Source organism: Pseudomonas sp. LBUM1669 (assembly GCF_059695705.1).
In genome coordinates, this window is record NZ_CP166784.1 from 4,500,143 (window position 1) to 4,516,117 (window position 15,975).

Annotated in this window: 14 protein-coding genes; 4 read left to right on the forward strand and 10 right to left on the reverse strand. The window is 61.4% G+C overall.

Annotated features, from left to right (window positions below; all coding sequences use genetic code 11):
• Positions 1–32: 32 nt before the first annotated feature.
• On the forward strand, positions 33–1,073 hold the full coding sequence (locus ACA051_RS20820) for a patatin-like phospholipase family protein (RefSeq protein WP_497304390.1): 1,041 nt from the start codon (positions 33–35) through the stop codon (positions 1,071–1,073).
• A gap of 141 nt (positions 1,074–1,214) precedes the next feature.
• Here ACA051_RS20820 and ACA051_RS20825 read toward each other — a convergent pair whose 3' ends face one another.
• The 6 genes from ACA051_RS20825 to kdpF all read right to left on the reverse strand — a co-directional run bounded on the left by ACA051_RS20825 (position 1,215) and on the right by kdpF (position 9,367).
• Positions 1,215–1,913: a response regulator gene (locus tag ACA051_RS20825; protein WP_219095332.1), complete on the reverse strand. Its 699-nt coding sequence runs from the start codon at positions 1,911–1,913 to the stop codon at positions 1,215–1,217.
• A gap of 48 nt (positions 1,914–1,961) precedes the next feature.
• Positions 1,962–4,613, reverse strand: a complete 2,652-nt coding sequence (locus tag ACA051_RS20830) for a DUF4118 domain-containing protein (RefSeq protein ID WP_497371715.1) — start codon at positions 4,611–4,613, stop codon at positions 1,962–1,964.
• A 138-nt stretch (positions 4,614–4,751) separates the two neighbouring features.
• Complete coding sequence (gene kdpC / locus ACA051_RS20835) at positions 4,752–5,297, reverse strand: potassium-transporting ATPase subunit KdpC (protein ID WP_497371717.1); 546 nt, start codon at positions 5,295–5,297, stop codon at positions 4,752–4,754.
• Between the two features lie 209 nt (positions 5,298–5,506).
• Entirely contained in the window at positions 5,507–7,564 is a 2,058-nt protein-coding gene (gene kdpB, locus ACA051_RS20840; RefSeq protein ID WP_497304396.1) for a potassium-transporting ATPase subunit KdpB, read from the reverse strand.
• Positions 7,565–7,574: 10 nt separating this feature from the next.
• Complete coding sequence (kdpA, locus tag ACA051_RS20845) at positions 7,575–9,269, reverse strand: potassium-transporting ATPase subunit KdpA (protein WP_497304398.1); 1,695 nt, start codon at positions 9,267–9,269, stop codon at positions 7,575–7,577.
• A gap of 8 nt (positions 9,270–9,277) precedes the next feature.
• Positions 9,278–9,367: a K(+)-transporting ATPase subunit F gene (gene kdpF / locus ACA051_RS20850; RefSeq protein ID WP_007899818.1), complete on the reverse strand. Its 90-nt coding sequence runs from the start codon at positions 9,365–9,367 to the stop codon at positions 9,278–9,280.
• 396 nt (positions 9,368–9,763) lie between these two features.
• On the opposite strand from kdpF, the gene eat reads away from it, so the two are divergent.
• Entirely contained in the window at positions 9,764–11,128 is a 1,365-nt protein-coding gene (gene eat, locus ACA051_RS20855) for an ethanolamine permease (protein WP_311098899.1), read from the forward strand.
• Positions 11,129–11,252: 124 nt separating this feature from the next.
• The gene (locus ACA051_RS20860) at positions 11,253–11,420 is read left to right on the forward strand and encodes a DUF2897 family protein (RefSeq protein WP_094468421.1); all 168 of its coding nucleotides are present in this window, start codon (positions 11,253–11,255) and stop codon (positions 11,418–11,420) included.
• A gap of 45 nt (positions 11,421–11,465) precedes the next feature.
• Here the strand turns inward: ACA051_RS20860 and ACA051_RS20865 are convergent, their stop codons facing one another.
• Both ACA051_RS20865 and ACA051_RS20870 read right to left on the reverse strand, forming a co-directional pair.
• A complete protein-coding gene (locus ACA051_RS20865; RefSeq protein ID WP_497304400.1) occupies positions 11,466–12,317 on the reverse strand; it encodes an urea carboxylase-associated family protein in 852 nt (283 codons plus the stop codon).
• 15 nt (positions 12,318–12,332) lie between these two features.
• Positions 12,333–12,986, reverse strand: a complete 654-nt coding sequence (locus ACA051_RS20870; protein ID WP_497304401.1) for a GntR family transcriptional regulator — start codon at positions 12,984–12,986, stop codon at positions 12,333–12,335.
• 176 nt (positions 12,987–13,162) lie between these two features.
• Here ACA051_RS20870 and ACA051_RS20875 point away from each other — a divergent pair, with 176 nt between their 5' ends.
• On the forward strand, positions 13,163–13,723 hold the full coding sequence (locus ACA051_RS20875; RefSeq protein ID WP_497371719.1) for a TetR/AcrR family transcriptional regulator: 561 nt from the start codon (positions 13,163–13,165) through the stop codon (positions 13,721–13,723).
• On the opposite strand, the gene fabF is transcribed toward ACA051_RS20875, so the two are convergent.
• Both fabF and ACA051_RS20885 read right to left on the reverse strand, forming a co-directional pair.
• A complete protein-coding gene (gene fabF, locus ACA051_RS20880; protein ID WP_497371721.1) occupies positions 13,720–14,994 on the reverse strand; it encodes a beta-ketoacyl-ACP synthase II in 1,275 nt (424 codons plus the stop codon). The genes ACA051_RS20875 and fabF overlap by 4 nt on opposite strands.
• A 32-nt stretch (positions 14,995–15,026) precedes the next feature.
• Positions 15,027–15,821 (reverse strand): SDR family NAD(P)-dependent oxidoreductase, encoded by a 795-nt coding sequence (locus ACA051_RS20885; RefSeq protein ID WP_497371723.1) that lies wholly within the window; start codon positions 15,819–15,821, stop codon positions 15,027–15,029.
• Positions 15,822–15,975 lie beyond the last annotated feature (154 nt).

A 15,975-nucleotide genomic window follows, 5' to 3' on the forward strand; every position in this document is an offset into this window, starting at 1 on the left:
CATTGTTGAACCTTGTCAGACGAGGGCGATTCATGAAAAAGCGTGTCGCACTGGTGCTGGGCTCAGGCGGGGCCCGGGGCTATGCCCATATCGGTGTCATTGAAGAAATCGAACGGCGCGGCTACGACATCGCCTGCATCGCGGGATGCTCGATGGGCGCCGTGGTCGGCGGGATCTACGCCGCCGGCAAACTTGACGATTATCGCGACTGGATCGAGAGCCTGGACTACCTCGATGTGTTGCGTCTGGTGGACGTCAGTTTTCGTCTGGGCGCGATTCGCGGGGAGAAGGTGTTCGGGCAGATCCGCAAGATTGTCGGCGAGATCAACATCGAAGACCTGCGCATCCCTTACACGGCGGTGGCCACCGACCTGACCAACCAGCAGGAAATCTGGTTCCAGGAAGGTTGCCTGCACCAGGCCATGCGGGCCTCGGCAGCGATTCCGAGCTTGTTCACGCCTGTGATGCAGGGCAATCGCATGCTGGTGGACGGTGGCATTCTCAACCCTTTACCAATCGTGCCCGTGGTGTCGAGCCATTGCGACCTGATCATTGCGGTCAATCTCAACTCCACCAACCAGCGCCACTATAAACTGCCGGTGATTCAGCGTCCGCCCGCGTTCAAGACCCGGTTCGACAGCCTGATCAATTCACTGGGTTCAAAATTGCCGTTCCGCCGCAAACAGGCAGAACAATTGCTGCTACTGGAAAAGGAAGCGTTGATGGCCGAAGCGGCCGAGATCAATCCCTGGATCGAATCCGCCGAACCCGAAGCCCAGCAACCGGCAGCCGCCCCTGAGCGCGAAGGCGCCCCGAAGTCCGCGACCGGTTCCTTTATCATCGACAACGTGGGGCCGGCGTCTTTGCTGGACTTGATCAACCAGAGCTTCGAGGTGATGCAGACTTCGTTGGCGCAGTACAAGATCGCCGGGTATCCGCCAGATATCTTGATCAACGTGCCGAAACGGGTGTGCCGCTTTTTCGAGTTTTACAAGGCGCCGGAGTTGATCGCATTGGGGCGGGAGATTGCGCGGGATACGCTGGATAGCTATGAGAACGAGCGGGATTCCTGACGTTTTCGGGTGAATGATCCGGCCTCTTCGCGGGCAAGCCTCGCTCCTACAGGATTTGAGTCGTTCGCGAGCGTTGTGAACAACTCAAATCCTGTAGGAGCGAGGCTTGCCCGCGAAGACAACAGACCGGACACCAAAAAGCTAAAGGCTGCCCTCACTCAACAACCGATACCCAACCCCCGCCTCAGTCACGATGAACCGAGGCTGAGTCGGGTCATCCGCCAGTTTCTGGCGCAAATGCCCCACCACAATCCGCAAATAATGGCTGTCTTCGGTATGGGTCGGCCCCCAGATATCTTTCAGCAGCTGCTGCTGGGTGATCACCCGCCCGGGGTGCCGGGCCAGTTGCGCCAGGACCGCATACTCTTTGCGGGTCAGGGCGACTTCGGTGCTATCGAGCAGCACCCGGCGATAGGCCAGGTCCACGGTCAACGGGCCGAACGTCAGCGCCGCTTGCTGAGCCTCGCCAGCGGGCGCCTGGCGCAACAAGGCGCGCACCCGGGCCAGGAACTCCTGAATACCGAACGGCTTGGTCACGTAATCGTTGGCACCGCCATCGAGTGCTTCCACCTTCTGCCCTTCGCCGGCACGCACCGAGAGCACCAGAACCGGCACTGTCGACCATTCGCGAAACTCGCGCAGCACTTGCTGGCCGTCCATGTCCGGTAAACCGAGGTCGAGCACCAGCAGGTCAGGTTTGTTCAGCGCCGCCTGCGCCAGGCCTTCGGTGCCAGTGCCAGCTTCCAGTACTTTGTAGCCTTGGGAGGCGAGGCTGATGCGCAGGAATTTGCGGATTTGCGGTTCGTCGTCGATGACCAAAATGGTCGCGGTCTGGCTCATGAATTCACATCAAAAAAAAGAAGTAGCAAGAGAGTAGCGCAAGCGCGTTCAGGCTTCACTTTCGTATCCCGGTTGTTCCTGCAAAGGCAAGTGAAGCGTGATGCAGGTGCCGCGCCCCTCAATACCATCGGCGACGCTTATCCGACCGCCATGCGCACCGACCATTCCCTGACAGATAGCCAGCCCCAGTCCAGTGCCCTGCCCGCCCCGATCACCACGCGCAGCGGTATAAAACATGTCGAAAATCTTCGCCCGTTCCTCCTCCGGAATCCCTGGCCCCTCGTCGCTGACCGAAAAAAACAGCTCGCTGTCATCGGCGCCGGCGCGTAATTGCAGACGACCGTGAGGCGGAGAAAAACGCGCGGCGTTTTCCAGCACGTTGACCAGCGCCTGTTCGATCAGCGCGGCGTGAACGTACAGCAGCGGCAATTCGGGTGGCACTTCGGTACTGACCTGCAACGGCGCCAGTACCGCGCGCAGGCGATTGAGTGAGCTGCCGACAATGTCGGCCGGCGACACCCAGTCCCGCGCCAGCTTCAATGCGCCGTGACCGAGGCGGGTCATGTCCAGCAGGTTTTGAATGTAACGGTCGAGGCGCTCGGCTTCATCGCGGGTGCCTTCGAGCAGTTCGCGGCGATCCTCCAGCGGGATGGCTTCACCGAGGGCCAACAGGCTGTCGATGCTGCCACGCATGGAGGTCAGCGGCGTGCGCAAATCATGGGACACGGACGCCAGCAAGGCGCTGCGCAATTGCTCGGTTTCGCCATGCAGGCGCGCCGCCTCCAGGTCTTCGGCCAGTTGCGCACGGGCCAAGGCCTGGGCCAGCGGCTGACTCAACGCCGTCAACAAACGCCGACGCTGGCCGCTCAAAGTCTGGCCTTCTTTGGCACATACGCCCAGCAACGCCAAGGGTCCGTCCTCCACCGACAATGGCCACCACCACCAGCGCCCGAACGGCAGCGTGCCGGTGCCCGCGCCCGCCGGCTGGTCGTGTTGCCAGGCCCAATCGGCAGCGGCACGCTCGGCTTCGGAAAACTCCAGCGGGCCACCGGTCTCGACCTTCCAGCCCCCCTGCCCGTCGCGGTTGAGCAAGCACAGTTGCAGATCGCTCCAGCCATTGAGGTGCTGGGCCGCCGCGCTGACGACGGCCTGGCGGTCAGTGGCGGCAGTGAGCTTGCGCGACAGGTCGAGCAGTTCGGTGGTCTCTTCCTGGGTGTCACGCAACGCCTGCAATTGCCGCCGTTGCCGCGCCGCGAGGTTACCGGTGAGGGCCGCCATCAGCAGGAAGAACAGCAAGGTCAGCACGTCTTCTTCGCGCTGGATACGGAAGGAGAAATTCGGCGGGATGAACAGAAAGTCATAGGTCAGAAACGACAGCGCCGCGCAGGCCAGCGCCGGGCCGAGGCTGCTGCGCACCGCCACCAGCAACACGGCGGCAAGGAACACCAGCGAGATATTCGGCAGCGGTAAGACACTTGCCACGGCCCAGGCCAAAGCAGTGGCCAACACCGTCGCCACTACCGCCAGCGCGTAGTCGAACCACACCAGTGAATGCGCCGAACGCTGACGCGGCTGATGCTGTTCATGATCGCTGTCGAGCACGTTGATTTCCAGCCCGCGCGCATCGCGCAGCAAGCGTGACGCCAGACCGCCACCGAATAGTCGACGACGCAAACGCTGCCGGGATTGACCCACCAGCACCAGGCTGGCGCGGCGTTCGGCGGCGTGCTGGATCAGGGTTTTGGCGACTTCGCCGGCGCGCAGCAACACCACTTCGCCGCCCAGACGCTCGGCCAGTTGCTGGGCACTTTGCAGGCGCAGGCGCGATTGCTCGTCGCGCACGCTGCCGTTGTCCACGTGCACCAGGCTCCATGGCAGGTGCCGACGCTGGGCGACGCGGCTGGCGTGGCGCACCAGGCGCTCCGCCTGAGCATCGCCATCGACGCCCACCAACAATCGACCGCGCACCGCTGGCGCGGCTTGACCAAGCTGTCGATAACCCTGAGCCAGGTCATCGTCAACCTGCGCAGCGGCGGTTTGCATCGCCAGTTCGCGCAGGGCGGTGAGGTTGGTCTGGGTGAAGAAGGCGTCGATGGCCGCCCGCGCCTGCTCCGGCACGTAGACCTTGCCGTCGCGCAGACGCTCAAGCAGCTCGCGTGGCGGCAGGTCGATCAGCAGCAGTTCGTAAGCTTCTTGCAGCACCCAGTCCGGCAGGGTTTCGCGAACCTGTACGCCGGTGATTCCGCGCACTTGATCGTTGAGGCTTTCGAGGTGCTGGACGTTGACCGTGGTGAACACGTCGATGCCAGCGGCGAGCAGTTCCTGGATGTCTTGCCAACGTTTGGCGTGACGGCTGCCGGGGGCATTGGTGTGGGCCAGTTCGTCCACCAGCACCAGCTTCGGCTTGGCCGCGAGCAGGCCGTCGAGGTCCATTTCTTCAAGCATCACGCCACGGTATTCCGAGCGCACCAAGGGCTGTTGCGGCAAGCCGCCGAGCAGTGCTTCGGTTTCGGCACGGCCGTGGGTTTCGACCACGCCAGCGATGACTTTCACGCCCTGGCGCAGTTGGGTGTGGGCCGCTTGCAGCATGGCGTAGGTCTTGCCGACACCAGGCGCGGCGCCGAGGAATACCTTGAGCCGGCCACGGCCATCGCGGGGCAGGTCTGCTAACAGCGCGTCGGCGCGGCCGGAGTCACTCATTTGTCATTGCCTTATCTTGATTGATCGTTCCCACGCTCCGCGTGGGAATACAGCTCGGGACGCTCCGCGTCCCCTTCAGAGCCGAACGCGGAGCGTCCGTTGATGCATTCCCACGCAGAGCGTGGGAACGATCATCTTCTACAGGTTTTCCAGCGCGATGTTTAGCGCCAGCACATTCACCACCGGCGGCCCCACCAATGGCTGCTCAATGTGCGCATTCATCAATTGCTGAAGCGTAGACACCGGCAGATTGCGCGCCGCCGCAACACGCCCCAGTTGATAGGCAATCGCTGCCGGTGGCAAGTGTGGATCGATACCGCTGCCGGAGGTGGTCACCATCGCCAAGGGCACTGGCCCCTGACCGGGCACCAGCAGTTTGTTGGCATCGTCAATCACGCGAGTCGCGAGCGACGGGTTGCTCGGCGAGAGGTTGCTGGCACCGCTCGCCACGGTGGCAAACGCACCCGCCGATGGCCGTGGGTGGAACCAGGCATCGCCGACGAAATCCTGGGCGATCAGCGACGAGCCGCGGACCTTGCCATCGGCATCGTGGACCAGACTGCCATTGGCTTGATCGGGGAACGCGACCTGGGCAACGCCGGTGACGACCAAAGGGTAAGCGACGCCAGTAATCAGGGTCATCAGCACGAGCAGGCTCAAGGCCGGACGTATCATTGTGGACATTTCAAAATCCTCGAATTCGGACATCACTGTGAAGACACACACATCACCTGTGGCGAGGGAGCTTGCTCCCGCTGGGCTGCGAAACAGCCGTCAACCCGGCGAACGCGGTGTGCCTGAACAAATACGGTGGCGGGGATTGGGCTGCTTCGCAGCCCAGCGGGAGCAAGCTCCCTCGCCACAAAAAGCGGCTCCCACCTACCCATCAACCGTTAAACCAAATGCAACGCCGTCAACAGCATGTCGATCGCCTTGATCCCCACGAACGGCACCAGAATCCCGCCCAATCCGTAGATCAGCAAATTGCGTCGCAGCAACGCCGCCGCACTCGCCGCCTGCACGCGCACGCCGCGCAATGCCAGTGGAATCAGCACCACAATGATCAAGGCGTTGAACACAATCGCCGACAGAATCGCGCTCTGCGGACTGGCCAGATGCATGACGTTCAGCACGCCCAATTGCGGGTAGATCGAGGCAAACAGCGCCGGCAGGATCGCGAAGTATTTGGCCACGTCGTTGGCGATGGAAAACGTCGTCAGCGCACCACGGGTCACCAGCAATTCCTTACCGATTTGCACCACATCCAGCAGCTTGGTCGGGTCGCTGTCGAGGTCGACCATGTTCGCCGCCTCGCGCGCGGCTTGCGTGCCGTCGTTCATCGCCATGCCGACGTCAGCCTGGGCCAGGGCCGGAGCATCGTTGGCGCCGTCGCCGCACATGGCAACCAGTCGACCGTCGTTCTGTTCGTGGCGAATGCGCGCCAGTTTTTTCTCTGGCGTGGCCTCGGCCAGCACGTCATCGACGCCCGCTTCGGCGGCAATGGCAGCGGCGGTCAGCGGGTTGTCGCCGGTCACCATGACCGTGCGGATGCCCAGTTTGCGCAGTTCGGCGAAACGCTCGCGAATGCCGGGCTTGACCACGTCCTTGAGGTGAATCGCGCCGAGCAATTTACCGTCGGCACAGACCAGCAACGGGGTGCCGCCGCTCTGGGCGATCTTGTCGATTTCACGGGACAAAGATGCAGCCAGATCGGCGCGCTTCATACCAACGAAGGCCAGCAGCGAATCCACTGCGCCCTTGCGATACACGCGGCCCTGATAGTCGACACCGGACAGACGAGTTTCAGCACTGAACGGTACGGCAGTCAGCAGCTCGGCGCTTGGCTCAGGCTGCGGATGCAGACCACGCAGGTACTCAACGATGGATTTGCCTTCGGCCGTATCATCGGCCAGCGAGGCGAACAATGCCCCCTCGGCCAGCTCCTTGGCGGTGACGCCAGGTGCCGCGTAAACCGCGGTGCAACGACGGTTACCGAAGGTGATGGTGCCGGTCTTGTCCAGCAGCAGGACGTGTACGTCCCCCGCCGCTTCCACGGCGCGACCGGATTTGGCAATGACGTTCAGACGCACCAGACGGTCCATCCCGGCGATACCGATGGCGGACAACAAACCGCCAATGGTGGTCGGAATCAGCGTGACCAATAACGCCACCAGGAACACCAGCGGCAAGCTGCCGTTGGCGAAGTGGGCGAACGGTTGCAGGGTGACGACCACCAGCAGGAAGATCAGCGTCAGGCCGATCAGCAAGATGTCGAGCGCCACTTCGTTCGGGGTTTTCTGGCGTTTGGCGCCTTCGACCAGGGCGATCATGCGGTCCAGTGTCGACTCGCCCGGGTTGGCGGTGATGCGCACCAACAGCCAGTCGGACACCAGGCGGGTGTTGCCGGTGACGGCCGAACGGTCGCCCCCGGATTCGCGAATCACCGGCGCGGATTCACCGGTAATCGCTGCTTCGTTGACCGCGGCGATACCTTCGATCACCTCGCCGTCACCGGGAATCATTTCCCCGGCTTCGACGCGCACCACATCGTCCTTGCGCAGGCTGGTGGCCGGCACCACTTGAAAGGTGCCATTGGAAGTTTTGCGACGAGCACTCAGCCCTTCGCTGCCGGCCTTGAGGCTGTCGGCGCGAGCCTTGCCGCGACCTTCGGCCAGGGCTTCGGCGAAGTTGGCGAAGAGCACGGTAAACCACAACCACAGGGCGATTTGCGCTGCGACAAAGGTCGGCACGGCGCTGTCGGGAATGAAGCACAACACGGTGGTCAGGATCGCGGTCAGTTCGACCACCAGCATCACCGGCGCGCGTTGCAATTGCCGTGGGTCGAGCTTGACGAAGGCTTGCACCAGCGCCGGGCGCCATAGGGCCGAGATCGCGGTTTTCGGTTGTTCCGGCGCCTTGACGGTGGCGGTTTTAGTTACGGGCATATTCATCATTGACTCCTTAGAAGCCCATGCTCAGGTGTTCAGCGATTGGGCCCAGCGCCAGGGTCGGCAGAAAGGTCAGGCCACCCACCAGCAAAATGGTCACGGTCAGCAAGGTCACGAACAGCGCGCCATGGGTCGGGAAGCTGTTCTGGCCGATCGGTGCGGTTTTCTTCATCGCCAGGCTGCCGGCCAACGCCAGTACCGGGAGGATGTAACCGAAGCGACCGATCAACATGCCGAGACCCAGCATCAGGTTGTGGAACGCTGTGTTGGCGCCGAAGCCGCCGAACGCCGAACCGTTGTTGGCACTGGCCGAGGTGTAGGCGTATAGCAACTGGCTGAAACCGTGGGCTCCTGGGTTACTCACCGCCGCTACCGGGCCGGGCAGGCTCGCGGCAATCGCGCCAAGTACCAGCACGCCGACCGGCATCACCAGCAAGGTCACCACCAACAGTTGCACTTCTTTCGCTTGCAGTTTTTTGCCGAGGTATTCCGGTGTGCGGCCGATCATCAGGCCGGCAAGGAACACCGCGATCAACACGTTGAGCAACATGCCGTAGAGCCCGGCGCCGACGCCGCCGAAGATCACTTCGCCGACCATCATGTTGACCAGCGCGACCATGCCACTGAGCGGGTTAAGGCTGTCGTGCATGCCGTTGACCGAACCGTTGGATGCCGCAGTAGTGGTCACCGACCACAGCACGGTGGCGGTGGTGCCGAAGCGTGCTTCCTTGCCTTCCAGCGGCGCGGTCTGCTCGACGGCGACGTTGTTCAGCGTCGGGTTCGGTTGGTACTCGGCCCACAACGAGGTCGCGCCACCGATCAGGAACAGCGCCAGCATGCAGGCGATGATCGCGCGGCTCTGACGCAGGTCTTTCACGTAGTGGCCGAAGGTGAACACCAGCGCCACCGGGATCAGGATGATCGAGCCGACTTCGAACAGGTTGCTCCACGCTGTCGGGTTCTCGAACGGATGCGCCGAGTTGACGCCGAAGAAGCCACCGCCGTTGGTGCCCAGTTGCTTGATCGCAATCTGGCTGGCAGCCGGGCCCAGTGGAATCACCTGATCGACGCCTTGCATCGTCACGGCATTCACGTACTGCGCGAAAGTTTGCGGCACGCCCTGCCAGACCAGGTACAGCGCCAGCAGCAGGCACAGCGGCAACAGGCCGTAGAGGGTGGCGCGAGTCATGTCGACCCAGAAGTTGCCGAGGGTCTTGCTCGACTTGCGACCAATACCGCGACACAGGGCAACCAGCACGGCGAGGCCGGTAGCGGCGCTGACGAAGTTCTGCACAGTGAGGCCGACCATCTGACTCAGGTAGCTCAGCGAGGCTTCACCGCTGTAGGCCTGCCAGTTGGTGTTGGTCATGAAACTGATGGCGGTGTTGAACGCCAGCGTCCACTCCTGGCCCGGCAGGTTTTGCGGGTTAAGCGGCAGGTGATCCTGGAACAACAGGATCGCGAACAACAGCAAGAAACCCGCGAGGTTGAAGGCGAGCAAGGCCAGGGTGTATTTCTGCCAGCTCTGTTCGGCCTGCGGATCAACGCCCGCCACCCGATAACACCCACGCTCGACCGGTCCCAGGATCGGTGAAAGCCAGGTGCGTTGACCTTCCATTACCTTGTAGTAGAACCGCCCAAGAAACGGTGCCGGGATCAGCACCAAGGCAAAGAAGGCCAGGATCAGCCAATAGTCATAACTGTGCATAGCCGCTCCTAGTTCCGGTCCGCGCGCAACAGCGCAACCAACAGATAAATGAACAGCCCCACTGCCAAAAGCAGTGACACCCCATCCAGAACGCTCATGGAAGTTCTCCGTGTTACGGCGTATTGCCGCGTGTGGAGTCATTGTCGGCAGGGAGGCTGTAAAGGAACGAGATCGAGGGGTGTGGCGGGGCATAAAGAATGCGTAAAGAGTGGGTTTATGCCGGCGTTACAGTGTTGTCTGGACTGGCCCTTTCGCGGGCAAGCCTCGCTCCTACAAGGTCTCGAGCGCCGCGAATCCTGTAGGAGCGAGGCTTGCCCGCGAAGACGGCGTCACAGGCAACTACGCCCCCAACTGGCGCACAAAAATCAACCGTCCAGCAGCGAGCATCCCCGATACGACACCTTTTTACGCTTTACGACTGCTATCACAACACTGGCACGCCCACTGCAAACGCCCTCCCCCGACGCTTTTCAAACCGTTCAGGGAGCAAACGCATGAACACACAACTCAAACCCACGCTGGGCACGTTGCACTTGTGGGGCATTGCCGTCGGGCTGGTGATTTCCGGTGAGTACTTTGGCTGGAGTTACGGCTGGGGCGTCGCGGGCACATTGGGCTTTCTGGTGACCTCGTTCATGGTCGCCACGATGTACACCTGTTTCATCTTCAGTTTCACCGAATTGACCACGGCGATTCCCCACGCCGGCGGTCCCTTTGCCTACAGTCGCCGGGCCTTTGGTGAAAAAGGTGGATTGATCGCAGGATTGGCGACGCTGATCGAGTTCGTCTTCGCCCCGCCGGCCATTGCTTTGGCAATCGGCGCCTACCTCAACGTGCAGTTTCCCGCACTCGACCCGAAACACGCGGCAGTCGGCGCCTACATTGTGTTCATGGGCCTGAACATCCTCGGGGTAAAACTCGCGGCCACATTCGAGTTGGTAGTCTGCGTACTCGCCGTGGCCGAACTGCTGGTGTTCATGGGCGTGGTCGCGCCGGCCTTCAGCTTCAGCAACTTCGCGTTGAATGGCTGGGCCGGCAGCGATGTCTTCGGTGCCCCGGCGATTGCCGGGATGTTTGCGGCGATTCCATTTGCGATCTGGTTCTTCCTCGCCATCGAAGGCGCCGCCATGGCCGCCGAAGAAGCCAAGGACCCGAAACGCACGATTCCCAAGGCCTACATCAGCGGCATTCTGACCCTGGTATTGCTGGCCATGGGCGTGATGTTCTTTGCCGGCGGCGTCGGTGACTGGCGCACCCTGTCGAACATCAACGACCCGTTGCCACAAGCCATGAAGACCGTGGTCGGCGAAAGCTCGGGTTGGTTGCACATGCTGGTATGGATCGGCTTGTTCGGCCTGGTGGCGAGTTTCCACGGGATCATTCTCGGCTACTCGCGGCAGTTCTTCGCCCTCGCCCGCGCGGGTTACCTACCGGCATCACTGGCCAAACTGTCGCGCTTCCAGACACCCCATCGGGCGATCATTGCTGGCGGCGTGATCGGTATCGCAGCGATTTATAGCGACGGCCTGATCAACCTCGGTGGCATGACGCTGACCGCGGCGATGATCACCATGGCGGTGTTCGGCGCAATCGTGATGTACATCATGAGCATGCTCAGCCTGTTCAAGTTGCGTAAAACCGAACCGAACCTGGAGCGCACCTTCCGCGCGCCCTGCTACCCATTGGTGCCGATGATTGCGCTGATCCTGGCGGTGGTGTGCCTGGTAGCCATGGCCTGGTTCAATACGTTGATCGGGTTGATCTTCCTCGGTTTCATGGCAGTGGGGTTCGTGTACTTCATGCTCACCGCGCAGTTGCGCGCGGATGCGCCGGCGGACGCGATGCTGACCGGGCTGTAATCAGTCGCCGTGTTGCTGTCCTATGCGGCATAGAATGGAACCACTGCGAGATGAAGTCGCTCAAAGTGGTATGCACGATCGATTGGCGAAACCCGCCCATCGGCCTGCCCTCAAGGAGAGCCTTATGCCCTGGTATGCCTGGTTGATTCTGGTCGTTGCAATCGGCTCGATCGTTGGTGGTTTGATGATGCTGCGTGACACCGCCAACAAGGTCGACCTCACCGAAGAGCAACGTAAGCGCGTCGCTGAACGCAACGCGGAAGCGGACGCCAAGGATGCGCAGGACCGCTAACAGAAAAACCCTGTCACTCTGATTGAATGACAGGGTTTTTCGTTTCTAATTCTCCCAGTCGGCCTTGGCAATGTGCAGGCCATGCAGCCCTTTGTACGCGGCACGTTCCGGCTGGCTCCAGCCCTCGAGCAACGAATCCTCCAACCGATAAATTTCCACTCCCAGCGGACGACAGACGCTCAGCGGATCCTGCGCATCCGGCCCCCACATGGCCAGCGACAGGTCCCCTCCCGGACAGGTCGACAGCGCACACAGCAGATCGATCTCGGCAAAGAACTCCAGGTAATCACCCTTCTGCGCCGGACAGGCTTTCATGAAGTACATGTCGTCGTGGTTCAGGCCCGTGCACTGGAAAATGTTCAGCACGTCATGCACGTCGAACTCGGTCAGGCCATGGGGCAACACGGCGCGCGTGAGGTTGGAGTGGCAGTGATGATGGAAATCCTCGCCGGTGAGCATTTTGTTCACATAAGGATCGCAGCGAGTGCCGAGCAAATCGTGCAAGCGACCGCCATGTTCGTCGATGCCGTACCCGGCCAGGCTGTCGTCAGTGATGGTCACCAGCGGCCGTAAAAAAGGCAGGTTAGACCAGAGCCGGTCATGGGTGCTGACATGGGCGCCTTGCAACTGCCGGGTCCGCGCCGCCCACAAACGCTCGCGCGGATCGTTGGCGTTCCAGACATTGAAGTCGCCGACTTGCGGGCCAACCGGCGTGGTCACGCGAAACACGTGCCCGGCTGGCACGTTCCAGGCCCGACCGGTGCGGATCGGCACTTCGAACTGCTCGATCAGCGTGCGGCCGTCCCTCGTGTCACGGATCCGTTCGTAGAAGGCTTTGTCCACCTGCAGGGCCGAGCCTTTGCTGACTTGATAGGCTGCCGGATAGTCTTTGTACATGGCACGAATCCTCGATCAGTGATGGGGAGTTGAGGCAAGCATTTGCAACAGAAGGTGTTGTGAGTCATCGAGATAAGCGCTCATGGCGTCTGCAGCGGCGCGCTTGTCGCCCTCGGCGAGGAATTCATGGATCTGTCGGTCGCGAGCCAGCCAGGGCGCCTGAAAACGTGATTCATCGGGAGCGGTGCAGAATGCCAGGCGCAGTTGCGCAACAACGTTGGTGAAAAACTCATCGAACAATGGGCTGCGCAGTAGCCCGACGATGTGCTGATGAAACGCGAGGCTGTGGGTGCCGACGGCGCGCCAGTCCTCGCGCTCCCGGGCCAGCTCGGTGGCCTCCAGCGCCTCGAGCATCCGGCCGGATTGGTCATCGCGCAATGGCTGGCTCACGCTGATGGCTTGCAGCTCCAGGGTACGCCGAACATTGAACAGGTCCCGCACATCATCAACGCCCAGTCTGCGCACCATCACGCCCTTGTTGCGCACATAACGGGCCAGACCATCCTGCCCCAGGCGGTGCAACGCTTCACGAATGGTGTTGCGGGAAGCGTTGTAGGCAGACACCAGATCGTTCTCCACCAGCGCCATGCCTGGCAGCAAACGACCGCCAATGATGTCGGCGCGCAACTCCAATGTGATGTGATCGGCCAGGGACAGTCCACTGTTCATGCTCATCGCCTCGTGATTGTTCAACAATCGTCTGCTGAAAAGTAATCACTATTCGTGCCAGCTGAATCGATGCGGCAGGACGAAGTTGGACGTATCTGCATGCTTTTTAGAAGTAGAAGTACAGTCACCATCCCATTTTCATTGGTTAATATGGCGCATTGTTGCGGAGATACCCGATGCGTTACTCGCAGGACCACAAAGCCCAAACCCATCAACGCATTATCAAGGAAGCCTCGGCGCGATTTCGCCGTGACGGTATTGGCGCGACCGGCCTGCAACCGCTGATGAAAGCGCTGGGGCTAACCCACGGCGGCTTTTACTCGCATTTCAAATCCAAGGACGAGTTGGTGGAAAAGGCGTTGCAAGCCGCAGGCGAGCAGGTCGACGTGATTTGCGCCGAGCTCTTCGCCCAGGATCATCCGCTGGAAGCGTTCATCGACGCCTATTTGTCCGAATGGCACCAGACCTCTCCCGATGAAGGTTGCCCGTTGCCGACCATGTCATCGGAACTCGGCCTGCGCGGGCAGCAGAGCCCGACCACTGACGCGGTGCTCAACGCACGGCTCGAACAAGTGCAAGGCACTCTTGAAGACGAGGACGCCGCCGCCGACCGCAGCATCTTCATCATGTCCGCCCTCGTCGGGGCATTGCTGCTATCGCGCAGTGTCGAGAATCCAGAGCTGGCCCAGCGGATCCTCGACGTGACCCGCGAGTTCCTCAAACAACCCCAGGATTAATCCTGCCAGCGCTTGAACAACACGCTGGCATTGACCCCACCAAACCCGAAGCCATTGGACAGTGCGTAGTCGATGGTCATCGGCCGCGCCTGACCGTGGACGATGTCCACACCTTGCGCCGCCGGGTCCGGGTTTTCAAAATTGAGGGTGGGCGGCACGACTTGATCGCGGATCGCCAACAGCGTGAAGATCGCCTCAATCCCACCGGCAGCCCCCAGCAAATGCCCGGTGGCGGACTTGGTGGACGTCACCGCAATCTTATTGTCCGAACCGAACAATGACTTGATGGCGGCCAACTCTCCAAGGTCGCCAACCGGGGTCGAGGTGGCGTGAGCGTTGAGATGCTGCACCTGTGCGGCAGAAATGCCCGCCTGGGCCAGGGCCAGTGACATCGCCCGACGCGCACCGCTGCCATCTTCGGGGCCCGCAGTCAGATGATAGGCATCGGCACTGGTGCCGTATCCGACCAGTTCCGCCAAGGGGTGAGCGCCACGGGCAAGGGCATGTTCCAGTGATTCGATCACCAGCAGACCCGCGCCCTCACCCATCACGAAACCATCACGACCACTGTCGAACGGCCGTGAGGCGCGCTCCGGGGTGTCGTTATAACCGCTGGACAAGGCACGCGCTGCCGCGAACCCGGCGAGACTGACTCGATCGATTGCCGCCTCCGCGCCACCGCACACGGCGATATCCGCTTCGCCGCAACGAATCAGCCGCGCTGCGTCGCCAATCGCTTGGACCCCGGCCGCGCACGCCGTCACCGGAGCACCGAGCGGACCTTTGAAACCATGCTGGATCGACACATGACCGGCCGCGAGGTTGACCAGAAAGGAAGGAATGGTGAACGGCGACAAACGCCGCGGACCGCGGGTATCCGTGGTGCGGACCGCATCGGCAATCGCGCCGAAACCACCCACGCCCGAGCCGATAATCGTCGCGGTGCGCTCCTGAGCGTTAGCGTCTTGCGCTTGCCAGCCGGCCTGCTCCAGCGCCTGGCGCGCGGCCTCCATGGCAAACATGATGAAGCGGTCCATCTTCTTCTGCTCTTTGGGCGGCGTCGCCCGATCCGGGTCGAAACCCGCCTCGGGATCTTCCGCCACGCTGAGCACTGCGCCACCAACCTTGGCCGGCAGATCGGCGACCACGTCGTCAGGCAGGTTACGCACCCCGGAGCGCCCGGCCAACAGACGCTCCCAAACCACCTCAACACCGCTACCCAGCGGGGACACCAGGCCCATGCCCGTTACAACCACTCGACGATCACTCATACCGCAATTACCTCAAGCCGATTGAAGGCGCCTCACTTGTAGCGCGTGGCGGCCGTACTTTTGGAAAGATTCGGCGCCATAACCAGGCGGGCTTTTACAAAGTCGTCCCACTCGGAGGCGTTCGGCAGCGATGGAATGGTGATCAGCTCACCCTGGTCCAGACCGGACAATGCAGCGTCCACCATCTCGCCTGCTTCCATGACCATGTCCGCGGGAATCTGGGAAGCGTCGATACCGGAGCGCTCCCAGATTTCGGTGCGTGTTACGCCTGGCAACACGGCCTGGACCTTCACCCCGGTCCCGTCCAGTTCCGCGTTCAACGACTGGGTCAGGCTTAACACATAAGCCTTGCTTGCGCTGTAAGTCGCGTTGAATCGCTCAGGAAACAAGGCCACCACCGAGGCGATGTTGATGATCGAACCTCGGCCTGCCTTGGCGAAAGCGGCGGCCGCTGCCGATGCCAGGCGTGTGACGGTGGTGACGTTGAGCTGGATCAGCTTTTCCATCTGGTCCATGTCGGAATTCGCCAACAGACCTTCTGCTGCGACACCGGCGTTGTTGAGCAGCAAGCCGATACTCGAATCACTGCGCAGACGCTGTTCAATCTTCAGAACGTCATCTTTTTGTGTGAGGTCTGCCTTGAGTACTTCGACCTGGACACCATGTTCGGCGCGCAACTTGCTCGCTGCTGCCTGCAAGCGTTCCTCGTCGCGAGCGACCAGCAACAAATCAAAACCACGGGCCGCCAACCGCTCGGCATAAATGGCGCCGATACCGGAAGAAGCACCGGTGACGAGGGCGGTTCCTTGGGTCTGGACAGAATTCATGAGGGTGCTCCTGGGAGGATGCGTTAGGAAGATGAGCGCCTGAGCGCTTCAGCGGATACGGAAATTATTATAGGCATAATTTAAAGGCAATATGATAGTCGTAATTTTTCATATTTCGATGAAAGGCACGACACCACCCTTAACGCCAAAATGC